Source organism: Sphingobium tyrosinilyticum (assembly GCF_042654265.1).
Classification (GTDB): Bacteria; Pseudomonadota; Alphaproteobacteria; order Sphingomonadales; family Sphingomonadaceae; genus Sphingobium; species Sphingobium tyrosinilyticum.
The window spans coordinates 98,394-119,493 of record NZ_JBHSFZ010000001.1; the positions used below are offsets into that span (position 1 = coordinate 98,394).

At 61.1% G+C, this 21,100-nt stretch carries 21 protein-coding genes; 8 read left to right on the forward strand and 13 right to left on the reverse strand.

The annotated features are described in order from the left end of the window. Positions 1-20: 20 nt before the first annotated feature. Complete coding sequence (locus ACFO3E_RS00525; protein ID WP_066525036.1) at positions 21-479, forward strand: nucleoside deaminase; 459 nt, start codon at positions 21-23, stop codon at positions 477-479. On the opposite strand, the gene ACFO3E_RS00530 is transcribed toward ACFO3E_RS00525, so the two are convergent. Next, positions 441-2,342 (reverse strand): hypothetical protein, encoded by a 1,902-nt coding sequence (locus ACFO3E_RS00530; protein ID WP_380801710.1) that lies wholly within the window; start codon positions 2,340-2,342, stop codon positions 441-443. The two genes, ACFO3E_RS00525 and ACFO3E_RS00530, sit on opposite strands and share 39 nt — an antisense overlap. Before the next feature lie 45 nt (positions 2,343-2,387). Between ACFO3E_RS00530 and ACFO3E_RS00535 the strand changes: the two genes are divergently transcribed. Then, a complete protein-coding gene (locus tag ACFO3E_RS00535) occupies positions 2,388-2,804 on the forward strand; it encodes a GtrA family protein (protein WP_066525051.1) in 417 nt (138 codons plus the stop codon). A gap of 3 nt (positions 2,805-2,807) precedes the next feature. Here ACFO3E_RS00535 and ACFO3E_RS00540 read toward each other — a convergent pair whose 3' ends face one another. The 3 genes from ACFO3E_RS00540 to ACFO3E_RS00550 are packed head-to-tail and all read right to left on the reverse strand — an operon-like array spanning position 2,808 to position 5,260. Further along, complete coding sequence (locus tag ACFO3E_RS00540; protein WP_062118703.1) at positions 2,808-3,614, reverse strand: LytR/AlgR family response regulator transcription factor; 807 nt, start codon at positions 3,612-3,614, stop codon at positions 2,808-2,810. Beyond that, a complete protein-coding gene (locus ACFO3E_RS00545; protein ID WP_066525054.1) occupies positions 3,611-4,717 on the reverse strand; it encodes a sensor histidine kinase in 1,107 nt (368 codons plus the stop codon). Before ACFO3E_RS00545 ends, ACFO3E_RS00540 begins: the two co-directional genes overlap by 4 nt. Positions 4,718-4,777: 60 nt before the next feature. Next, a complete protein-coding gene (locus ACFO3E_RS00550) occupies positions 4,778-5,260 on the reverse strand; it encodes a winged helix-turn-helix transcriptional regulator (RefSeq protein WP_380801713.1) in 483 nt (160 codons plus the stop codon). A gap of 112 nt (positions 5,261-5,372) precedes the next feature. Here ACFO3E_RS00550 and ACFO3E_RS00555 point away from each other — a divergent pair, with 112 nt between their 5' ends. From ACFO3E_RS00555 to rplL, 3 genes are all read left to right on the forward strand, one after another. Beyond that, on the forward strand, positions 5,373-7,478 hold the full coding sequence (locus ACFO3E_RS00555; protein ID WP_380801715.1) for a RelA/SpoT family protein: 2,106 nt from the start codon (positions 5,373-5,375) through the stop codon (positions 7,476-7,478). A 718-nt stretch (positions 7,479-8,196) separates the two neighbouring features. Continuing rightward, positions 8,197-8,712 (forward strand): 50S ribosomal protein L10, encoded by a 516-nt coding sequence (gene rplJ, locus ACFO3E_RS00560; RefSeq protein WP_066528753.1) that lies wholly within the window; start codon positions 8,197-8,199, stop codon positions 8,710-8,712. An 81-nt stretch (positions 8,713-8,793) separates the two neighbouring features. Then, positions 8,794-9,168 carry a 50S ribosomal protein L7/L12 gene (rplL, locus tag ACFO3E_RS00565; RefSeq protein ID WP_066525063.1) on the forward strand — a complete coding sequence of 125 codons (375 nt, stop codon included), beginning with the start codon at positions 8,794-8,796 and terminating at the stop codon, positions 9,166-9,168. A gap of 191 nt (positions 9,169-9,359) precedes the next feature. Here rplL and ACFO3E_RS00570 read toward each other — a convergent pair whose 3' ends face one another. From ACFO3E_RS00570 to ACFO3E_RS00610, 9 genes are all read right to left on the reverse strand, one after another. Continuing rightward, the gene (locus ACFO3E_RS00570) at positions 9,360-9,662 is read right to left on the reverse strand and encodes an Hpt domain-containing protein (protein WP_066525064.1); all 303 of its coding nucleotides are present in this window, start codon (positions 9,660-9,662) and stop codon (positions 9,360-9,362) included. Next, a complete protein-coding gene (locus tag ACFO3E_RS00575) occupies positions 9,662-10,027 on the reverse strand; it encodes a response regulator (protein ID WP_066525067.1) in 366 nt (121 codons plus the stop codon). The genes ACFO3E_RS00570 and ACFO3E_RS00575 overlap by 1 nt, the downstream gene beginning before the upstream one ends. 15 nt (positions 10,028-10,042) lie before the next feature. Continuing rightward, a complete protein-coding gene (locus ACFO3E_RS00580; RefSeq protein WP_066525069.1) occupies positions 10,043-11,668 on the reverse strand; it encodes a GAF domain-containing sensor histidine kinase in 1,626 nt (541 codons plus the stop codon). An 82-nt stretch (positions 11,669-11,750) separates the two neighbouring features. After that, entirely contained in the window at positions 11,751-12,467 is a 717-nt protein-coding gene (locus ACFO3E_RS00585) for a Crp/Fnr family transcriptional regulator (RefSeq protein ID WP_066525071.1), read from the reverse strand. Beyond that, positions 12,439-12,795, reverse strand: coding sequence for a DUF6894 family protein (locus ACFO3E_RS00590; RefSeq protein ID WP_380801716.1), 357 nt, complete (start codon positions 12,793-12,795; stop codon positions 12,439-12,441). Before ACFO3E_RS00590 ends, ACFO3E_RS00585 begins: the two co-directional genes overlap by 29 nt. Positions 12,796-12,810: 15 nt before the next feature. Further along, a complete protein-coding gene (locus ACFO3E_RS00595; RefSeq protein ID WP_066525081.1) occupies positions 12,811-13,317 on the reverse strand; it encodes an energy transducer TonB in 507 nt (168 codons plus the stop codon). Between the two features lie 287 nt (positions 13,318-13,604). Next, positions 13,605-15,224 (reverse strand): NAD(P)/FAD-dependent oxidoreductase, encoded by a 1,620-nt coding sequence (locus ACFO3E_RS00600; RefSeq protein WP_380801718.1) that lies wholly within the window; start codon positions 15,222-15,224, stop codon positions 13,605-13,607. A gap of 65 nt (positions 15,225-15,289) precedes the next feature. Further along, the gene (locus ACFO3E_RS00605; protein WP_380801721.1) at positions 15,290-17,299 is read right to left on the reverse strand and encodes a TonB-dependent receptor family protein; all 2,010 of its coding nucleotides are present in this window, start codon (positions 17,297-17,299) and stop codon (positions 15,290-15,292) included. A 56-nt stretch (positions 17,300-17,355) separates the two neighbouring features. Then, positions 17,356-17,754 (reverse strand): DUF2946 family protein, encoded by a 399-nt coding sequence (locus ACFO3E_RS00610; RefSeq protein ID WP_066525090.1) that lies wholly within the window; start codon positions 17,752-17,754, stop codon positions 17,356-17,358. Between the two features lie 154 nt (positions 17,755-17,908). On the opposite strand from ACFO3E_RS00610, the gene ACFO3E_RS00615 reads away from it, so the two are divergent. From ACFO3E_RS00615 to ACFO3E_RS00625, 3 genes are all read left to right on the forward strand, one after another. Continuing rightward, positions 17,909-18,319, forward strand: coding sequence for a MerR family transcriptional regulator (locus ACFO3E_RS00615; RefSeq protein WP_380801723.1), 411 nt, complete (start codon positions 17,909-17,911; stop codon positions 18,317-18,319). A 45-nt stretch (positions 18,320-18,364) separates the two neighbouring features. Continuing rightward, a complete protein-coding gene (locus ACFO3E_RS00620) occupies positions 18,365-20,167 on the forward strand; it encodes an acyl-CoA dehydrogenase C-terminal domain-containing protein (protein ID WP_066525092.1) in 1,803 nt (600 codons plus the stop codon). 272 nt (positions 20,168-20,439) lie between these two features. Further along, positions 20,440-20,967, forward strand: a complete 528-nt coding sequence (locus ACFO3E_RS00625; RefSeq protein WP_066525099.1) for a porin family protein — start codon at positions 20,440-20,442, stop codon at positions 20,965-20,967. Positions 20,968-21,100: the final 133 nt, after the last annotated feature.

Here is a 21,100-nt window from a genome sequence, read left to right on the forward strand (position 1 = left end):
ATGCTGTAGGGGGCGGTGTCATGGTGCCGCCCTTCCCACTGCCCTCCCCCATGCGCCGGGCGCTTGACCTCGCCATCGCGGCTGAGCGCGCGGGCGAAGTGCCTATTGGCGCAGTCGTGACGCGCGATGGACAGATTATTGGAGAGGGCGAAAACCGCAACCGGCGGGATAATGATCCGACCGCCCATGCCGAAATCGTCGCCTTGCGCGCGGCGGCGGCGCAAATTGGCGATTTCCGCCTCACCGGCTGCGACCTCTGGGTGACGCTGGAGCCCTGTCCCATGTGCGCGGGCGCCATTTCCCATGCACGCATCGCCCGCCTCTATTATGGCGCGTCCGATCCCAAGGGCGGCGCGATCGAGCAAGGTCCCCGGCTCTTCACCCAGCCCCAATGCCTGCACCGGCCGGAGGTCTATGGCGGGCTGGGCGAAGCAGAGGCGTCAGCGCTGCTGCGAGACTTTTTTGCCGTCCGCCGCTGAATAATCGATCCGGTAGAGCGTATAAGGCAGGGTGAAGCCGCTCTTGAGCGGCACACGATGCAGCCAGCTTGGCACATCGCCCCGCATCATCCCCGCATAAAAGCCGCGCGGGCTGCGCGACTGATAGACGGTCCCTTCCGGGAAGCCGGGGCAGATCAGCAAATAGGTGGCGTGATGCCGCGCCGCGATCGGACGGAAAGCCTCGGGCGACCCGTCAAAGGCATGGTGCAGGTCCAGGATCACCTTGCCATTGCGATGATAGGGGCCGGCAAGCGCGCTGTGATGCGTCGTCGCGATCAGGCGCGGCCCAAGATCGACCATGGTGAAAATGGTAGCGGGGGCCAGCTGGTTCAGCACTTCCAACGCTGGCAGCGAGCGGCAACGGCCATTGGCCTTGTTGATCGTCTGATACCTGGTCTTGACCCCGGGCTTCTGCGGCTTGGGCTTCTCGCCCGACACAGCCGCCCATAGCTGGTTCATCTGTGGATAAAGCGGTGTTGCGAAGGCCGCTGTCGCGAGCAGCGCGGTTCCCGCGATGCCCAATATGCGCGCCAGGGGCCTGCCGAAGAAGACCGCCTGGATCACGCGATGCGCGGCCCAGGCCGCGGCCGGGATAGCCAGCAGTTGCGCCGCAGGGCCCGCACGCAGCTGCCAGAAGAGCAAGGCGGTCGAAAAGAGCATCATCAGCCCCACCGTCGCCCAGGCCCACAGCCGGTCACTGTCGCGCCGCGATTCCCATAGCGCCCAGATCAGGCCGAACAGTCCCGCCACCGGAATCGCCATCAGCGGCACCACCAGGCTGCGCGCCTGCACTGTGATCGGCTTGGCTTCCCGGATGTTGGCCAGCCACAACCGCTCCAGCTCGGGCGAAATCTGGTACGCGCCGGTCAGGCATTGGGGCCAGTTGAACCAGGCGAAGGCCGCGACGGCGGCCCCAACCACGATACCCGCCCCCAGCCGTGCAGGCCAACTGCGCAGCGGCAGCAGTGCGAGCAGCGTCATGCCAGCGCCGACCGCGCCGAAGATCGCGACCCAGATCGGCGAGATCGCATCGCACACCATCTGCCGATTGGCGTAGCTCGCAAAGATCAGGAACAGGATGGATACCGATCCTGCGAGGCTTAGCGCATAGGGCAGCATCCGCCGCCCCGCGCCTTCCTTGAACACCCAGCGCAGCGCGATCAGCGCCCCGCCTGCCGCCAGATAGACGATCATCTCCATGCCGATGGCGATCGACAGCGCGCTGCTGACCCCCGCGATGATGCCACCGCGCAGCCAGTTGCGGTCAATCAGCCCCGCCAGCATCGTGACGGTCAAGGCCAGCTGCCAGCCATGATGATCGATGCGCATCGGCACGAACATGCTGATCCCCATCTGCGCGGCGAAGGGGGCCAGCGCGGCCAATATCCAGCCATTGCCGCCAGCGAGCCGCCGCGCGATGAAACCAAGCGCCAGCATCAGCGGCAGCAGCGGGATCATCGGCGCGATCGCGCACGCCAGCCGGTCGGCAAGCCCCTGTTCGACGAACGCGCGGAAGAACAACATCAGGGCGGCGATCGGCAGATCGACCAGACGCGACCAATGGATGTCGAACCCTGCGGGCGGGTCCAGCCGATATTGCCGCAGGTCGTACCAACCCTGCCCGGCCAGCCAGTCCTTCACCTGGACGAAGCGGATATTGTCGTCCGTGTCGTTCAGGGTCAGCCAATGGATAGAAGGCCAGCGGGAATAGAGCAGCCATGCCACGGCCACGACCCACAGGAGGAAGGTCAGCCATTTCCAGTGCCGCTCCGCCCTTGTGGACAGCATGGTCAAGGCGCGCATCGCACGGCCGCGCAAGGGAACACCGCTTTGCAAGTTCATGGCGGGTGGATTAGAGGCTCCGCATCAAATCGCAACGGGGCCTTCATGAAATTGCTGTCACGCCTGCCGCCGGAAAGACAGGCCCTGTTCTGGCAGATCGTCCGGTACGGCGTCAGCGGCCTCTTCATCACCGCTTGCCAGGCGGCGATTTACTGGACGCTGGCGGCGTTGGTCGGATGGCATCCGCAAATCGCCAACGTCACCGGCTATCTGGCTGCGGTCATGATCGGCTATGTCACGCACAGCGCCTTCACCTTCCGCGGACATGGCGGCGATGCAGGGCATGCGGCGCGGGGGATCAAGTTCGTCGCGGTCTCACTACTCAGCTACGCCCTCAACGCCCTCTGGGTATTCCTCTGCGTCACCCATATGCAATGGCCGGAATGGTCTCCCATCCCGGCTATGATTTTCGTGACGCCGGCAGTGATGTTCGGCCTCAACCGCCAATGGGTTTTTCGTTGAAACTCAGTGCACGAACCGCGCCACCACATCCCGATAGGACCGGCTGACCTTCACCTGAGCGCCCGACTCTAGCACCAGGAAACATTCGCCATTAGTATGCGGCTTCACCTGCCGAACTTGACTTAGGTTAACGATCGTCGACCGATGCACCCGCTGGAAATTCCTGGGGTCCAATCTTTTCTCCAGATCCTTCATGGTTTCGCGCAAAATCAGCGAATTATCGGCAGTATAAATACACATATAATCGCCCGCCGCGTCGATCCGCTCGATCGAATCTACGTCCACGCGGAAAATCTGGCCCCGATCCTTGATATTGATGAGCTTTTCGAAGCGATTGGAGGACGGCGCATCCTCGTCGCCGCCAGCGTTGAATTCATTCATCGCGTCCGGCGCAACCTCGGCCAGCACTTCGCGCAGCTTTTCCGCCTCCTGCACCTGCTTCTTTTCAGAAAGGCGCTGGCGTACCCGGTCGAGCGCATCGGCGAGGCGCCCTTCATCCACCGGCTTCATGAGGTAATCGACCGCCTGCGCCTCAAAAGCGCGGATCGCGTGGTCGCTATAGGCGGTGCAGAATATGAAAAGCGGCGGCTCGACTTCCATCAAGCCCTGGACGACAGAAAAGCCATCAAATCCAGGCATCTGAATGTCGAGGAACACAAGGTCGGGTTTATGCGTCTTGATTGCTCGGATGGCTTCGCGGCCGTTCGAGCAGGTTTCTACGATTTCGACATCCTCATGCGCTTCCAGACGCAGCTTGAGGCCTTGGATAGCCAGGCTTTCGTCGTCGACGAGGATTGTTCTTATGGTCATGCGGCCACTTTCGATGGTTCATCCAGATTAAGCGGCATTTCGATCTGCACCGAAAAACCGCCTGGCGTGGAACGCGTTTCAAAGCTCTGTCGTTCCCCGAACGCCTGAATCAGGCGGTCACGGATATTCGCCAAGCCAACGCCTGTTCCTTCGCTTGACGGATTGTTCGGGCGGGTGAACCCCTCGTTCAATCCCGGACCCGTGTCCGACACGACGATCCGGACGTTTTCACCGGCAGGCTGCGCTGTAATGGAGATTTCCGCACCTTCTTCCTTGGGCGTCACCGCATATTTGATCGCATTTTCGACCAGCGGCTGCAGCAGCAGGGAAGGCAGACGCGACTGCGCCACGGCGGGATCGATGTTAAAGACGGGCCGCAACCTGTCCTCGAACCGCATCTTCTCAATCTCCAGATAGAGTTTCAGCGTTTCCACCTCCTGCTCGATCGTCACCTGCGCCGTCGGCTCATTGATCAGTGTATAGCGCAGAAAGGAGGACAAGCGTGAGAGCATTGCATTCGCCCGGTCCGTTTGCTTCAGCAGCACCAGCGTCGAAATGCTGTTCAGCGTATTGAACAGGAAATGGGGATTGAGCTGATAACGCAGCATGGCGAGCTGCGCGCTTGAAGCCTGGTTTTCCAGCCGCAGCAGCTGATCGGCCTGCTCCTCCACCGTCAGGTAGAAGTTGATCGCATAATAGAGCGCAGACCAAGCTCCGAGCAATGTAATGCTAAGATAAAAGGCACCCAGGAAAAGCTGGAGCCCCGCTGTATCACTGCCGCGATTTTGCGTGGAAAACACCCAGGCGTCGATAAATGCCACCAGTCCCGCCGCGGTGACCACGGTCACGATCGAAGCGCCCCAGGTAACGATCGGCCGCTGTCTCTGCAGGAAACGAAAGATCACCGCGATCAGCAACGTCACCGAATAGCCGGTGACCGTCGAAATCATCACCGGGATTAGGCTGGAGAGCGGCTGACCATTGGCGATGGTCGAAGAGCCGCGGAGCAGGAAAGCGCCCGCCCAGCCTACTGATTGCAGGTTCCAAAAGGCGCGGTTCTTGTCAGCAAAGAAGGGCTGAGGCTGGATGCGATGCACAGACATTGCCGCCAGCCTAGAACATCCGGCAAAAAAGTGGGAACCGCTTTTTTGCCGGGACCTGCCCTAAGCAGCCGCAGCGGGCTCCGAACCCATCGGCGTAATCTCGTCGGGACAGAGCCACACTAGATCGCTCAATTCCAGCGGCCGCCCGTCATGCGCCTGAATGGTCATCTTCCGGATCGGTTGGCCATCACGCCGATCAGCCAGCACTTGGCAGGACACAGGACCGCAACCCCACTTTTCTCCCCACTGCCGCAGCGCGATCATGACGGGGGCCAACTCCTGACCCTTTTCCGTCAGTCGATATTCAATCTTGCGCCGGTCGCACTGCATCGGTTGCCGCAGCATGATGCCGTTTTCCACTAGCCGCGCCAGACGATTGGCCAGGATGTTGCGGGCGATGCCCAGGGTGGATTGAAATTCCTCGAAATGCCGGATGCCGGACAGAGCGCCTCGCAAGATGAGAAAAGACCAGCGCTCACCCATCGCTTCCAATGCGCTGGGTAGCGCGCATTGTTCCAGATCCTGCGCCAGATTGTGCTTCATCGTCCTGCCTAGATAGCTCAAAGCCACAGCCGTTGCAAAAGCGCGGCCATTTTACGCCAAGATGGGATTTTTTTGTTGCACAGCAAGATGCTTCCCGGACAATCGGGTAACAATGCTGCGTCAATATGAACTTGTTGAGAGAGTGAAACGCTACGATCCGAACGCGGACGAAGCGATGATCAACCGCGCCTACGTCTTTTCCGTTCAGAAACACGGGTCCCAGAAGCGCGCCAGCGGCGACCCCTATTTCAGTCATCCCATTGAGGTCGCGGGCATTTTGACCGACTTCAGCCTGGATGACCAAACGATCGTCACCGCGCTGCTGCACGACACGATCGAAGATACGCTTGTCACCTATGAGGAGATTGAAAATGCGTTCGGCAAGGATGTCGCGCGCATGGTCGATGGCGTGACCAAGCTGTCGAAGATTGAGGCGATGTCCGAAAATGAACGGGCGGCGGAAAATCTGCGCAAATTCCTGCTCGCCATGTCGGACGACATCCGCGTGCTGCTGGTGAAGCTCGCCGACCGGCTGCACAATATGCGTACGCTGCACTTCATCAAGAATGAAGCGAAACGCCGCCGCATCGCGCGCGAGACGATGGATATCTATGCGCCGCTCGCCGAGCGGATCGGCATGTACGACTTCATGCGCGAAATGCAGCTCCTGTCTTTCCGCGAGTTGGAGCCGGAAGCTTATGACAGCATCACCAAGCGTCTGGAACAGCTGAAGGAAGGCGGGCACGACAAGGTCGATCGCATCGGCGCGGAACTGCAGCTGCTGCTGGGCGGGAAGAACCTGCCTGTCACCGTTTCCGGCCGGGAGAAGCACCCCTACTCCATCTGGAAGAAGATGCAGGAACGGCACATCAGCTTCGAACAGCTGACCGATGTTATGGCGTTCCGCGTCATTACCGAGACGACGGAAGATTGCTACCTCGCGCTGGGCGTCATCCACCAGACCTACAAGATGGTTCCGGGGCGCTTCAAAGACTATATCTCCACGCCCAAGCGCAACGGCTACCGCTCGCTGCACACGACCGTCATCCATCAGGACAATGCCCGTATCGAGGTGCAGATCCGCAGCCGCGACATGCACCATGACGCGGAATTGGGGCTCGCCGCGCACTGGGCCTACAAGCAAAAGGGCGACGCGGCGGACCACCACGCCGCTTGGCTGCGCGACCTGGTTGAAATTCTGGAGCAGAGTCAGGACGCGGACGAGCTTCTCGAACATACCCGCATGGCGATGTACCAGGACCGCATCTTCGCCTTCTCCCCCAAGGGCGAGCTGCATCAGTTGCCCAAGGGCTCGACCCCGGTTGATTTCGCCTATGCAGTGCACACCTCGCTCGGCAACCAGACGGTGGGCGCGAAGGTCAACGGCCGTGTGGTGCCCCTCCGCACGCCGCTTGAAAATGGCGATCAGGTCGAAATCCTGAAGTCGGAAGGGCAGGAACCGCAACCGGGATGGCTCACCTTCGCCATAACCGGCAAGGCGCGGGCCGCCATCCGCCGGTTCATCCGGCAAAAGCAGCGGGGCGAGGAAATCGCGCTCGGCGAAAAGCTCTACGACGAGATTATCGGCCGCCTCTCCCCCGAACTCGCCAGCGAACTGGGAGAAAAGGCGCTGAAAGCCGCTCTCAAACGCTTGAAGCTTGAGGATCGCGGCGCGCTGATGATCGCCATCGCCACTCATCGCTTGCGGGATTCAGAGGTCATGGAGGCTCTTGTTCCGGGATCGACCAGCGCCGAGGGCATGGAAGAAGCGCATCCCCGCCAACATGCGCCGGTCTCCATCCGCGGCCTGACGCCGGGCATTGCCTATAATCTGGGCGACTGCTGCCATCCCGTCCCCGGAGACCGCATCGTCGGCGTGCGCCGCACCGGCGAGCCGATCGAGGTCCATACCATTGATTGCCGCTCGCTCGAAGCCGGCCAGGACGACGACTGGATCGACCTTGCCTGGGACAGCAAGTCCAAGGGAGGCACCGCGCGGCTTCAGGTGATCGTCAAGAACCAGCCGGGTGCGCTCGCTGCCGTCGCCAATGTGTTCGGCGCGACGAAGGCGAACATTCTCAACCTCCAGCTGGTGAACCGCGAAGGGCCGTTCCACACCGACATTATCGACCTGGAGGTAAGCGACGCCCAGCATTTGAACCGCATCCTCTCGGCCCTTCGCGCGCTGGATGCCGTGGTGCAGGCAGACCGGGTGTAGGAGAGTGAGGGGTGGACCCCAGCTCTCCATTTAAACACCGTTCGGTTCGAGTAGGCTTCGAGCTTGTCGAGAAGCCGTATCGAGAAAGTGGTCCTCAGGTGCGTCTCGACTTTGGTTCTCGACAAGCTCGAACCTTCGCTCGAAACGAACCGGCTTTATGAGGGGCCACTGCTGATCGGATCCGACGCTGCTCCCCCCAACTGTAACCCGCACGCCACGGCTTACCCAAAAAACATCCTATTTGTCTCGAGAACCCATTCTTCCCTGTCCTACATCCCTCCGACCTGCTTATCCCGCCCCGGTCTTTGAAATATCGGCCCTGCTTCTCACGCCGCCTACGCGCGCCTGCGCACGCGCGCGCATATGGTGTGAACTTCGACGGAAAACGGCCGTTTTCCGCCATTCGCCACGCCCAACCGCCAGATTTTGCGTGACAGGGCTCCTACAAATCTGTAGGGGCGCCCGCAGCGGACCCCCGGCAGCAATGTCGATGGTCTTCCGTCCGAGACAGTTGGTGAAGGGAATTTGCCCTTCTTAATCTCCAACCTAGACGGGGAAAAGTTCTTTACCGGCCGGGCCTTTGCCCTGTCCGGGTCTGCCTGTTTTCCCATGAGGATGCGGGCCAGTCGATCTCTCCCCTTCGGACCAATGCCCCGTGATTCGTCGCGGGTTTTTGCCGTTCATCGGGTCGTCCGATGGACATGAAGTGGAGAATGGCATGGATCGTAATCAGAAAGCTGAGGTCGTTTCCGCGCTGAACGCACATCTGGCAGAAGTTGGCGTGGTCGTCGTGACCCGCAACCTCGGCATGACCGTCGCCCAGTCGACGGACCTGCGCCAGAAAATGCGCGAAGCCGGCGCGACCTTCAAGGTTACGAAGAACCGCCTCGCCAGGATCGCCCTTGAAGGCACCGACTATACCAGCCTCAGCAGCCTGCTGACTGGTCCGGTCGCTCTTGCCTCCTCGGCCGATCCGGTCGCAGCCGCCAAGGTTGCGGTCGAATTCGCCAAGACCAACGACAAGCTTGAGATCGTTGGTGGCGCGATGGGCGAAGTGCTGCTGAACGCGGAGGGCGTCAAGGCGCTCGCCTCGATGCCGTCGCTGGATGAACTGCGTGCGAAGATTGTCGGGCTGCTCGTTGCACCCGCGACCAAGCTCGCGACCGTCACCCAGGCGCCGGCTGCGCAGCTCGCGCGGGTCTTCAACGCCTATGCGGAAAAGAACGCGGCCTAAGGGCCCCGGCTTTTCCGGCAAGACAGGTTTTCAACTCTCATATCAGGGGCACATGCCCCGCCCAGAAGGGAATATAGTAACATGGCAGACATCAACGCACTGGTCGATCAGCTCTCGGCCCTCACCGTCCTCGAAGCCGCTGAGCTCTCGAAGGCTCTGGAAGAAAAGTGGGGCGTTTCGGCCGCCGCTGCCGTCGCCGTCGCTGGCCCGGCCGCTGCCGCTGCCGCTCCGGCCGCTGAAGAGCAGACCGAATTCGACGTCGTTCTCACCGGCGACGGTGGCAAGAAGATCAACGTCATCAAGGAAGTCCGCGCCATCACCGGCCTGGGCCTGACCGAAGCCAAGTCGCTCGTCGAAGGCGCGCCGAAGGCCGTCAAGGAAGGCGTTGGCAAGGACGAAGCCGAGAAGATCAAGAAGCAGCTGGAAGAAGCTGGCGCGACCGTCGAGCTCAAGTAATCGGCCTGGCTCCGCATCATGCAGAGCTGACCGGTCCAGCATAGCTGGAATGGGGCGGTATCTTCGGATGCCGCCCTTTTTCTGCGCTTCCCCGGAGAGGGGCCTCGAGTGTACGGTAAACCTTCGCCACTCTTCCTTCGTCCTGAGTAGCCATTGAGCTTGTCGAAATGGCATATCGAAGGAGTGGCCTGTTATGTCCTCCGGTCACATGAGGAACCGCCAACCTCGTCCAATGCCGCGATCAGCGCCCCGCCCAGATCCGCCAGCGCCGTACCGTCAAGCTCCCTTTCTATCCCGTCCTCCAAAGCCGACGCCCGCACGCTGACCTCTCGATAGCCGAAGATGGCGGCGATCCCCGCCAACCCATGGGCCAGTCGCAACAACTGCGGAAGGTCGCCCTGCCGGAGCGCCACAACCATTTCCGCTCGGTCTGACGCTGCCCGCCGGTGGAAGCGCTCACGCAGCATCTCCATCTTCTGATCCGGCCCGCTCATCAACGGAGCAAGGTCCGCACCGTTGCCGCCAGGGTCATGGGATCGAAAGGCTTGGCCAGCACCGCGCAGGCGCCGAGCGACTTCAAGTCATTCACGTGGCGCGGATGCGTCTTGGCAGTGATGAACGCCACAGGGATGGATTGCGTGGCTGGATCAATCCCCAATGCCGTCAGCGTCGCGGGTCCATCCATGCCGGGCATCATAACGTCGAGCAGGATAAGCGCAGGTTTCCATTGCTTCGCCTGCTCCAGTGCTTCGCTGCCCGACGCCGCGGTTCTGACTTGCAGTTCAGGGTCCAGCTCCAGCGACATAGCCGCGATTTCCCGCAGGTCAGCCTCATCATCGACATACAGGATGCGAGTCATCTCCGCTTTCCCTTCTTAATCTATGGGGGAAAGAGGCAATTCGACCAGGAAAGTCGCCCCCCTCTCCGCTGCCGGATCCAGCGCGATGGTCCCGCCATGCGCCTCGACAATGGCCTTGCTGATGGCGAGGCCCAAGCCGGTGCCGTTATGGCCAAGCTGATGCGCACCATCCTCCTGTTCGAAACGCTTGAACAGCCTCGTCTGAAATTCGGCTGAGATGCCAGGCCCGTCGTCGGCGACACATATGCGAGCCACTTGGCCCGCGCGCTCAAGCGAAACGCGCACATGCCCTCCGGCGGGCGAGAATTTGCAGGCGTTCGACAAAAGGTTGGCCATCACCTGGCAGACACGGTTCCCGTCAACCTTGGCGATGACGGGCGCGGCGGCCGGATCGAAATCGACCTGTACGCTGAACCGCTGCGCATAAGGCTCGATCTGCTCAACCGCCTCGGCCAGCAGAGCGCCCAGGTCGTGGTCCTCAAAATGGAAGGCCAGCTTGCCCGACTGCAGCTTATCCATGTCCAGCAGGTCGTTCACCAGATGGATCAACCGTTCGGCATTCTTACTACCGATCGCGACCAACTGCTTGGCGCGCTCCGGCAACTCGCCCGCAGCGCCGCCCGCCATGAGACCCAATGCGCCGAAAATAGCGGTCAGCGGCGTCCGAAGTTCATGGCTCACGGTCGAAACAAGCTCATCCTTGATCCGGCTAATCTGTCTTTCCTGCGTGACATCGCGGGCAGTCATGATGAACCGCCCACCCCTTATTGACTCCCGGCGAATGTCGAGGATGCGACCGTCGCGGCGCTGTATTTCCAAGCGGCGGCTATGATTGGTACGAATGGATTGGACAAAGCCAGCGACGATCTGATCAGGATCGCCAGGCCCCAATTCGCCGCGTTGGGCCGTGAGACGGATGAGATTGCATGCGTCCACTCCGTCATCCACGCTGTCGGGGGCATAGTCGAACAGATCGACAAAAGCCTGGTTCCACAACATCAGCCGCAGGTCTTGATCGACCACGGCCACCCCGCCGCTGACATTTTCCACCGTCAGTTTCAACAACTGCCGTTCTTCATCCAGCTTACGGCGATGCTCCTCGGCCGCGAAGCCTTCAACCCGCAATTCGATCAAATCGATAACTGTCCGCGCCAGTTGGGCTAGGAGGCTTTTGTCCTGCTCACTGAACAACCGAGGCTTGTAATCAATGATGCACAGAGTGCCTATGGGTTGCCCATTGGCCACCCGCAGCGGCGCGCCAGCATAAAAGCGGATATGCGGCTCGCCCCTCACCAGCGGGTTACCGCGGAAGCGCGCATCCTGCATCGCATCGGGCACCACCATGACGTCTCGCTGCAGGATCGCGAAAGCGCAAAATGCGATATCGCGCGAAGTGTGAGTTTGGTCGATGCCGCAGGCCCCGCGGAAGCATTGCGTGTCCGACCCGACGATCGACACAAGCGACATGGGCACATCGAACAGGCTTGCTGCTAACTGGGTTATACGATCAAACGCTAATTCGCGGCCAATGCCACCAAGGCGGTAATGTTCCAGCGCCTCCAACCGATCGAGCTCGTCCTCCGGAATCGGCGGCTTTGCCGTTTCGGCGTTCGTCTGCTGACGATCCTGCGATACCGGCATGGGTTCCTGACGTTGCGAAATGTGGATTGCGTAATCCACACCTTAATCCATCTGAAATCAACAACTTCCTTGAAGGCTGCCGTCAGAGCGGATCGGGATGGGGATAGAGATAACGATCGTCGAAATCAGCCACGGCCTTTAACCCGTCCAGGTCAAGTATCTGTGCCTCCCCACGCCGATAGTTGAGCAAGCCCCGGTCCCGTAACAGCCGCAATGTGCGGTTGACATGAACCGCCGTCATTCCCAAGCTCTCGGCAAGCTGTGACTGGCTCATGCCCAGATTAAAGCTGACACCAGTCCTGCCGACGACCTTCAGCCGGAAATGAAGTTCGCAGAAAAGCGCGGCCAATCTTTCCACCGCGGATCGCTGGCCGAGCGACAGTTCCCATTCGCGATTTATGCAGGCGTCCAAATTAGTGCTGAACCAATAGAGCCGGCCCAAGCGCGGCCATTTCTCAATGAACTGCCGTATATGCTCATGCGGCACGAGCGCGATAGTGCAGTCCGTCAGCGTCATGACATCATGTTCGAGCCGCTTCAGCGTGAAGCCATGCAGGTCCACGAAGTCGCCCGCCACATGGATTTGCGTAATCTGCCTCTTGCCGTCGGCTAGGTCCTTCAGGCGGCACATGACGCCATCCAGCAGCAAGGTGCTCACCTCCAACCGCTCCCCTTCCTGCACCACAGCCGTGTTGCGGAGGACGGTCCGCCCGGGAGGCACGATAGCGCGCACCGCCTGTTCCTCTTCGAGGGTCAACAAGTGCCGGAACCTAAGCTTGGCGAGATGGGGCTCTACCATCGCGGTCTCCTGGGTCGAGCCGGAGACACACAGCCTCGCTGAAACACACCCGCCCGAATTGTATGCCCGATTCACTCCTGATGTCGATCCAGCCTGTGAGATCAACGATGCCCTTTATCACCTCTTCGCTGAGGATGGAGCGAATACTCCGGATAGCGAAGGCACGGGGATCGTCATCATCTTCCAGCTCGCGGCCCTCATCGTCCGCAGTAAAGCCGGTGCCGTTGTGGAGATCGAAATGAAGGCGGCGCATGGCGGGAGAACGCCGCCCCCCTGTTGGAAGTTTCCCGGCGGGCTGAAGAGGCGCCAAATGATTATGGCGCCTCATCGACCCTCCGTCTGATTAGCGCTGGGCAATAAGAATGGGGCGGTCGGCTTCTGCCTGTGCCATCGTTTGCGCCCGGTGTTCAGCACGCAGACTGGTCAGCATATTTTCCCTTTCCGTGGCGTCATTCGCGACGATGACCCAGGCTTCAAATTTGGACCCTGAGCGGACATCCTGCGGCAAGGGGTATAGGGAACCAATCGATCGGATCGCACGCATCGAAATGCGATTGATGCTGGTCGATGCGGAAGACCCAGCCAAGGCGATATTTTCTGGCTTGCCCTGTTCTCCCAATCGGAATTGCACACGCGCATAGCCGGTCGAAGCGCTGTCGCGGTAAAGCAATGTTGCTTGGCGGATGCTCCGCGACAGCCTCGATGCGGTCCGGTCCGTCCATTTCTCATAACTTATTGCGTCTTTGTCAGGCGCCACGACCGTCAGTTGGCCGGGGCCCTGCCGCGCACCTGCAGCTACGGGCAAAGCCAGGAAGACGCAAAGCGCCGCCATCACAGGTTTGGCATACATAGAGGCCTCCTCTGTCTATTTGTTGATTTTCACTGAGAGCTACTGCGGCAGCGTCGGACCGGCCGAGAGCAGCGGAAACTGTATATTGCATACAGGGCCGCATGGGTAATAAATATACCCCAACAATGTCATCGGGATATGAATATTTCATGTACGCTTCAGGTTGCGACAAAAAACGTCTTTGGCAGCCGCCTTTTTATCTTCGCAGGAAGAAGATCGGCTAAGTCTCGGCTGTTGCTGCCTTTTAGCTCGTTTCCGCTACGGCACGGCCTAGACGACTCGCAGTGTCAGCTATTAATGGCCAGTCCTACGGCTTCCGCGACCTTAATCCCATCGATCGCTGCGGACAGAATGCCGCCTGCATAACCCGCACCCTCACCCGCAGGATATAGACCCGCAACGTTTAGGCTTTGAAGGTCTCTGCCCCGAGTGATGCGGATCGGGGATGATGTGCGGGTTTCAACGCCCGTCATAACTGCATCGGGATGATCATAATTGGCGATCTGGCGGCCAAACACGGGCAGCGCCTCCCGGAAAGCATCGATCACGAAGGCAGGCAGGCAGCGCGACAGATCGGTCATGGTGACGCCAGGTTTGTAGGACGGCACAACCTCCCCAGGTTCGGTCGAGGCACGTCCAGCCAGGAAATCCCCGACCTTCTGCCCGGGAGCCCAGTAGGAGGAACCGCCCGCAGTAAAGGCCATGCTTTCCCAATGGCGCTGGAGATCGATTCCCGCCAGCGGCCCGCCCGGATAATCCCGTTCCGGCTCAATGCCGACGACAAGGCCTGAATTGGCGTTGAACTCGGCGCGGCTATATTGGCTCATGCCGTTGGTGACGACACGACCTTCTTCGGATGTAGCCGCGACCACCCGGCCTCCCGGGCACATACAAAAGCTGTAAACGGTGCGGCCATTCTCGCAATGATGCGCAAGGCTGTAGGCGGCCGCGCCCAGCGCAGGATGGCCAGCGCACTTGCCGTAGCGCGCGCGATCGATCCAACCTTGCGGATGTTCTATGCGGACGCCGATCGAAAAGGGCTTGGCTTCAATATGGACGCCGCGCCTGTGCAGCATCTCGAACGTAGGGCGCGCGCTGTGCCCCACGGCCAGCACGACATGATCCGCTTCGATGAAACTGCCGTCCGATAAGTGGAGGCCACGCAAACGCTGCGAACCGTCGCCCTGCCGCTCCAGTTCCAGTTCTTCGACCTTATGCTGCCAGCGATATTCGCCGCCCAATCCCTCGATCTGGCGGCGGAGGCTTTCCACCATGGTGACAAGGCGGAAGGTGCCGATATGCGGATGCGCCTCGGTCAGGATGTCGTCGGGCGCGCCTGCCGCGACAAATTCCTCCAGCACTTTGCGGCCTAAAAAGCGTGGGTCCTTCACCCGGCAGTAGAGCTTGCCGTCCGAAAAGGTCCCGGCTCCGCCTTCCCCGAACTGGACATTGCTGTCCGGGTTCAGTTCAGCGCGCCGCCACAGGCCCCAGGTGTCCTTCGTCCGCTCCCGTACCACCTTGCCGCGATCGAGGATGATGGGGCGGAAACCCATCTGCGCGAGGACCAGCCCTGCGAAGAGCCCGCAAGGGCCCGCACCCACCACGACGGGGCGCTTACCCGACCAATGTTGTGGCGCATGCGTGACGAAGCGATAGTCCGTGTCGGGGCGTGGCCGCACATCATGGTCGCCCACCAAGCTGTCCAGTATAGCCTGCTCGTCGATCAGTTCGACATCAACGGTATAAACGAGCTGGATCGCATTCTTCCGACGCGCGTCATTGCCCCGGCGGACGACGACATGACGGATCAGCTCCGACGCTCCGATTCCCAGCCGCGTGCAGATGGCGGCGGGCATCGCCTCGGCCGGGTGGTCGAGGGGGAGTTTAAGGCCGGACAGACGCAACATGGCGCCGCCTCTAGCCCCATTTACCGCCCCGCTCCACCCCCTCATGAGGATAGGCCGCTGCCTTTTCAGAGACGCGCGCGCAGCCCCGCATAGATGGCGCGCCGTTCGATCGGGTAGAAGGTGGCCTGACCAACGTACCCGACCACCGCGCTTATGTCGCCAATCGCCCGCTTCTTCATCAGATTGCGTGCATCGACGAATAATGTGACGCCGGAGCGCAACTCAGTCTGCGCGGCAAGATTGAGCGTGGCATAGCCGTCCACGCGCTTGCTGTTCTGATAGTCAACCCACGCACCCTGCGGGACCCATTCGACTGCGGGGGAAAAACTGGCGCGCTCAGTGCCCAGGCGCAACTCCCCACGATAGACATGGCGTGGCACAACCGGCAGGCAATTGTCGCCGTAGAGCGCGTCGCCTCGAAAACGGAAGTCGCTATATTGATAGACCTGCCGCAGAAGCGCCCAAGGCGTGAGCGTCACGTCCAAACCCGCTTCGATGCCTTGGTGCCTTGTGCGGTCAGCGTTGAAGGTCGCCGCAGGTATCACGCCCGGCTGCACATTATATTGCAGCATCTCGCCTTTGATCTCGGCGCGATAGAGACTGACATCCCAACGCGCGATGCCCCAACGACCGCGCGTTCCGACCTCCGCGGTCCAAGCCCTTTGCGCAAACAGTGGGGTGAAGCCGGGGGCGCCGCCAGCAGGAGCCTGTCCCAACTCGATGAAGCCCGGCAGTTCGACCGATCGGCTATAGTTCGCATAAAATTGCGCCGTCTTGGAGGGTTCGAACAACAAGCCCAACTTGGGAGCGAAGCTGTCGAACTTCGCCTCCCCGCTGCGCGCCGGGGCAAGGCGATTGTCGAGCCGACGCTCGCCATGGGTGTAGATGCCGCCAGCGATCAGCCATAACCCTGGCAGCGGCGCGATCCGCGCCTCGCCATAGCTGTTGATGGTTTGGGCATGCGCTTTCTGCAGAGAGGTGAGCGCGCCCGCCTTGCCATTTACGTTGAGGAACTGGCGGAAGTCGCCACGGCCGAAGCGCGCCTGACTGCCTAACGTCAGTGCGACCGGTAGACCGCCAAGTTCTCCTGCCAAATCCAGGCTGGCGAAGAGGCCGCGATCTTCCGAGTTCTGATCCACGACCTGATAGATCGGGTGATTGAGCGACTTGCTGTTGTAATAAGCGCCAAAGGCCAATTGGCCGCCATCCAGTTGAACCATGGTGCGGTTCTGAAGCCGGATTGAATCGATGTTGCGCGCTTGATCTCCAATTGAGTTGCCCTTGCCTGGATCGTTCAGCGCGTCGGCTTCGTTGAGTGCGCCTGACAGCTTCTGCCGGATGGCCTGGACGCTGGCGTAGAAGCGGGTCTCCACCCGGTCACTTAGTTTCAGGCCCACATTGACGTTGAAGCGCATGGCCTTGCGCCGCCCATGATGACGGTCGCCATCGGATCGATCTGCAGTGACCGCCGCCCAGGCGTCGCCCTGCTCGTCGGCATAGCCGTAAGCCGCCTTGGCGCGCAGCGTGTCGAACGAGCCGCCGTCGATTCGCGCTTCCACTCCTGGCGCACTCCTCCCGGTGGGCGTGACCGCGTTGATCGCCCCGCCCAAGGTGGATCCGCCCAGGCGCAGGGCGTTGCCACCGCGATAGACTTCGAGATGCTGGAAGACCTGCGGGTCAAGCTCCTGGAAGTCGCCGTTATCGTCGGCCATGTTGATCGGGATGCCGTCCTGCAACAGCGTCAGGCCGCGCATGTGGAAGGCGCGCGATAGGCCGGCGCCGCGGATCGAGATGCGGACTTCCTGGCCGAAGCGGGGCTGGGTGTAAACGCCCGGAGAGAAGCTCAGCGCATCGCGGAGGGAGACGGCGAGCTTGTCCTGAAACTCCTCTGCGGAGACCACATTCGCGCCGCCGGCGGTGCGATCGGCACGCTCGGCGGCAGCTTCGATCACGGGGCTGGCGGTGACGATAATGCGGCTTTGGTCGGCAGCTTCATCGGCCAAAGCGGGAGCGGACAGAAACGAACAGGCAAGGACGCACAGCGAAGCGCCGCGCGCAAGGGTAAGAGCGGACATGATAAGAAACCTCGAGAAATAGGGACGCACCGGTGGCGGCGCGGAAAGGCCGAAATTCAGGAGGCGGCGGGTGGTCCGGAGGAAGGTGGCGGCGGCGCGGAAAGGCGCGCGATCAGGCCGGTCTTGAGCGCGAAGGCAATGGGGCCGAACGCCCGCTGCCAGGAGGGCAGCGGAAGGTCAGAGAGGATGAGCGGCGGGACCGCAGGTTGGACGGAGGCCGCGAATGCGCAATGCTGCTGCACTGGCGCGCCTTCATCCTGCCGGTGGGGCGCTTTTTCCCGATCAACCAGCACATTGACGGCGCCCTGACCGGTACAGAGCGTCACCACTATCCCGCGATCGGTGCGGACGGGCATGAAGCCGGACGGGGCGATCAGTTGGATGGAAAGGACAAGCAGAGCCAGCGCGGCGAGAAGGCCGCGAGCGCTTTCCGATTGTCTGATTGCCCCCAACATGATGCGGCTCGCTTAGCGGCGAGGGGAGTTGCTGTCATCAGGCCAAATCGTCCATGATCTGCAAATTGATGAATGAAATAGCGAAAAAAAACGGTTTTGGAGGGGCAGCAGGATCGCGCTTGACGTTAACGTAAACCTCTCCTAGCTAGTGGCCATGGATCAGCGCAGCAGCATCGCGGGCATAGAACTGCCCGACCATAAGGAACGGCAGACCTATACGATCACCGATCTGTCGGAAGAGTTCGGCGTAACGGCGCGCGCGCTGCGCTTTTATGAGGATGAGGGGTTGATCGCCCCGGAGCGGCATGGGCTGGCCCGCATCTATTCGCGGCGGGATCGCGCCAGGCTCGCCTGGATCCTGCGCGGCAAGCGGGTGGGCTTCAGCTTGGCCGACATTCGCGAGATGATCGACCTGTATGTCGCGGACGAGGAACATGAGGAGCAGCGGCGCGTCACCGTCGCGAAATGCAAGGGGCGGATCGAACTGCTTACCCGGCAGAAGAGCGACATCGATGCGGCCATCGCCGAACTGTCCGATTTCGTAAAGGCGTTGGCCAAGCCCTGACATCCCCACCCCCGCAGAACAGAAAAGCCCGGAGAGAAGAAGATCATGCCCAGCTATACCGCCCCGCTTCGCGAGACCCGCTTCGTGCTCGACCATGTCGTGGGGCTCGACCGCTATGCCAATCTGCCGGGATTCGAGAATGCGACGCCGGACCTTGTCGAGGCGATCCTGGCCGAAGGGGGCAAGATGGCGGAAGAGGTGCTGTTTCCGTTGAACGCCGTTGGCGACAAGGAAGGCTGCATCCGCCATCCCGACGGCAGCGTAACGACTCCTCCTGGGTTCAAACAGGCATTCGATACCTATGTTGAGGGCGGCTGGACGACGCTGCACGCGCCGGTCGAATATGGCGGCCAGGGCCTGCCCAATGTCGTCGCATCGGCGGTGGGCGAATATGTGCTGTCCGCCAATCACAGCTTCGAAATGTATCATGGCCTGACCAGCGGCGCCGTCTCCGCCCTCATCGCCAAGGGCAGCGAGGAACAGAAGCAAAAATATCTGCCCAACATGGTATCGGGCAAATGGACCGGCACCATGAACCTGACCGAACCGCATGCCGGCACCGACCTTGGCCTCATCAAGACCAAGGCAGTGAAGCGGGATGACGGCAGCTACACCATCACCGGCACGAAAATCTTCATTTCGTCCGGCGAGCAGGACCTGACCGAAAATATCATCCACCTCGTCCTCGCCAAGACGCCCGACGCGCCGGAAGGCAGCAAGGGCATCTCACTTTTCGTCGTGCCCAAGGTGCTGGTGAATGAGGATGGATCGCTGGGCGAGCGCAACGCGGTGTCCTGCGGGTCGCTCGAACATAAGATGGGCATTCACGGCAACGCCACCTGCGTCATGAATTATGACGGAGCCAAGGGCTGGATCGTGGGCGAGGAGAATAAGGGCCTTGCCGCGATGTTCATCATGATGAACGCCGCGCGCATGTGGGTGGGCATGCAGGGGCTGGGCCAGGCGGAGATCGCGTTCCAGAATGCGGTCCATTATGCCCGCGAACGGAGGCAGGGCCGCGCACTGACTGGGCCCAAGGACAGCCAGGAGAAGGCCGACACGCTGTTCGTCCACCCCGACGTCCGCCGCATGCTGATGGAAGCGAAAGCGCTGACCGAGGGCCTGCGGGCGCTGATGCTGTGGGGCGCGCTGCAGGTCGATCTGGCGCAGCATGCCGCGACGGATGAAGAACGGCAGGCGGCCGATGATCTGGTCCAGCTGCTGACCCCGGTGCTCAAAGGCTATGGCACGGACAAGGGCTTTGACGTCGCGGTCATGTGCCAGCAGGTGTTCGGCGGCCATGGCTACATCTGGGAAAATGGCGTTGAGCAATATGTGCGCGACGCCCGCATCGCTCAGATTTACGAGGGCACCAACGGCATACAAGCGATGGACCTTGTCGGCCGCAAGCTGCCGATGAATGGCGGTCGCGGGCTACAGGCTTTCCTCAAGATCGTTGCTGACGATGTGGCCGAGGCCAAGGGCAATGAGAAACTGGCGAATGTTGCCCAGGCGTTGGAAAAGGCCAGCGGACAACTGGGCGCGGCCACCATGTGGCTGATGCAGAACGCCATGCAGAACCCCGACAATGCCGGGGCTGGCGCGGTGCATTATATGCACATCCTTGGCATCGTTTCGACGGGGCTGATGTGGCTGCGCATGGCGAAAGCCGCGGCCAGCCTGCTGGAGGCGGACGATAGTGATGCGCGTTATCTGGAAGCAAAGCTGGTCACGGCCCGGTTTTTTGCGGAGCGCATCATGCCCGATGCCGGGGCGCTCAGGCGGAAGATCGAAGGTGGGGCGGAGAGCCTGATGGCGATTGACCCGGATATGTTTGTGGCGGCTTGAGGCGGGGGCGAAGGCCCTTTCAATCGTCATTCCGACTGGCTCGCATCGCCGTTCCTATCCGGCCTCTAGAGATCCCAGCTTCCGCTCGGATGACGAGGATGGGAGTCCAGATTTCAGCGTTCGATAGGTGATGAGCGCGCCATTTCAAGACATGATGCAACATTGCCACAGCTTGTTGTGCAATGCGGCATGCCTTTGTTTACAAGACTTTACTCCTCCCGATGAGCCAATCTAGATCGCGCCGGACGAAGATTGGAATCAGGAGAAGTCCTATGAAAAAGTTCATCGCTTCGGCGCTGCTGCTCGCCAGCGTTTCCGCACCGGCCTTTGCGCAGGATGCAGTGCCCTTCTCGGGCCCTTATATCGGCGGCGTCGTTGGTCTGGACCATGTTGATCTCAACTCGGTCAATCACGACAGCGGCCTGCTCTATGGCGGCGTGATCGGCTATGACGTCAACGTCAACGGCGCTGTCTTCGGCGTCGAAGGCGAGTATGCAGATTCCGACGCCAAGGAACTGGGCGTTCGCACCGACCGCGACATCTATGCCGGCGTGCGCATCGGCGGTGAAGTCGTCCCGAACGTGCTGGCTTACGCCAAGGGCGGCTACACCAATGCCCGCTTCGAAGACGCGGCCGGCGACGGCACCAAGCTGGACGGCTATCGCCTGGGCGCGGGCCTCGAAACGACCGTGCAGGGCTTCATCGCCCGCGCTGAATATCGTTATTCGAGCTATGAGCAGGTCGGCGGCACCAAGCCTGAGCGCCACCAGGCTGCACTGATCCTCGGCTACCGCTTCTAAGAACCGGCAAGCATCAAAGGAGGGGCATCTCACGCGGTGAGGTGCCCTTTTTTGCGTGCCATGGGGCACCCTCAGGGCAACGAGGGGCAGAGCATGATCGTGCGTTGACGCAAACAGAATAGAACCATATCGT

Bases quoted from the DNA above. Each gene is read 5' to 3' on its own strand.
- ACFO3E_RS00540 (WP_062118703.1), bottom strand. From the start codon at position 3,614: ATGACCATAAGAACAATCCTCGTCGACGACGAAAGCCTGGCTATCCAA.
- rplJ (WP_066528753.1), top strand. From the start codon at position 8,197: ATGGATCGTAATCAGAAAGCTGAGGTCGTTTCCGCGCTGAACGCACAT.
- ACFO3E_RS00550 (WP_380801713.1), bottom strand. From the start codon at position 5,260: ATGAAGCACAATCTGGCGCAGGATCTGGAACAATGCGCGCTACCCAGC.
- ACFO3E_RS00575 (WP_066525067.1), bottom strand. From the start codon at position 10,027: ATGACTCGCATCCTGTATGTCGATGATGAGGCTGACCTGCGGGAAATC.
- ACFO3E_RS00595 (WP_066525081.1), bottom strand. From the start codon at position 13,317: ATGTATGCCAAACCTGTGATGGCGGCGCTTTGCGTCTTCCTGGCTTTG.
- ACFO3E_RS00625 (WP_066525099.1), top strand. From the start codon at position 20,440: ATGAAAAAGTTCATCGCTTCGGCGCTGCTGCTCGCCAGCGTTTCCGCA.
- ACFO3E_RS00620 (WP_066525092.1), top strand. From the start codon at position 18,365: ATGCCCAGCTATACCGCCCCGCTTCGCGAGACCCGCTTCGTGCTCGAC.
- ACFO3E_RS00545 (WP_066525054.1), bottom strand. From the start codon at position 4,717: ATGTCTGTGCATCGCATCCAGCCTCAGCCCTTCTTTGCTGACAAGAAC.
- ACFO3E_RS00580 (WP_066525069.1), bottom strand. From the start codon at position 11,668: ATGCCGGTATCGCAGGATCGTCAGCAGACGAACGCCGAAACGGCAAAG.
- ACFO3E_RS00570 (WP_066525064.1), bottom strand. From the start codon at position 9,662: ATGAGCGGGCCGGATCAGAAGATGGAGATGCTGCGTGAGCGCTTCCAC.
- ACFO3E_RS00525 (WP_066525036.1), top strand. From the start codon at position 21: ATGGTGCCGCCCTTCCCACTGCCCTCCCCCATGCGCCGGGCGCTTGAC.
- ACFO3E_RS00555 (WP_380801715.1), top strand. From the start codon at position 5,373: ATGCTGCGTCAATATGAACTTGTTGAGAGAGTGAAACGCTACGATCCG.
- ACFO3E_RS00610 (WP_066525090.1), bottom strand. From the start codon at position 17,754: ATGTTGGGGGCAATCAGACAATCGGAAAGCGCTCGCGGCCTTCTCGCC.
- ACFO3E_RS00585 (WP_066525071.1), bottom strand. From the start codon at position 12,467: ATGGTAGAGCCCCATCTCGCCAAGCTTAGGTTCCGGCACTTGTTGACC.
- rplL (WP_066525063.1), top strand. From the start codon at position 8,794: ATGGCAGACATCAACGCACTGGTCGATCAGCTCTCGGCCCTCACCGTC.
- ACFO3E_RS00535 (WP_066525051.1), top strand. From the start codon at position 2,388: ATGAAATTGCTGTCACGCCTGCCGCCGGAAAGACAGGCCCTGTTCTGG.
- ACFO3E_RS00615 (WP_380801723.1), top strand. From the start codon at position 17,909: ATGGATCAGCGCAGCAGCATCGCGGGCATAGAACTGCCCGACCATAAG.
- ACFO3E_RS00530 (WP_380801710.1), bottom strand. From the start codon at position 2,342: ATGAACTTGCAAAGCGGTGTTCCCTTGCGCGGCCGTGCGATGCGCGCC.
- ACFO3E_RS00605 (WP_380801721.1), bottom strand. From the start codon at position 17,299: ATGTCCGCTCTTACCCTTGCGCGCGGCGCTTCGCTGTGCGTCCTTGCC.
- ACFO3E_RS00600 (WP_380801718.1), bottom strand. From the start codon at position 15,224: ATGTTGCGTCTGTCCGGCCTTAAACTCCCCCTCGACCACCCGGCCGAG.
- ACFO3E_RS00590 (WP_380801716.1), bottom strand. From the start codon at position 12,795: ATGAGGCGCCATAATCATTTGGCGCCTCTTCAGCCCGCCGGGAAACTT.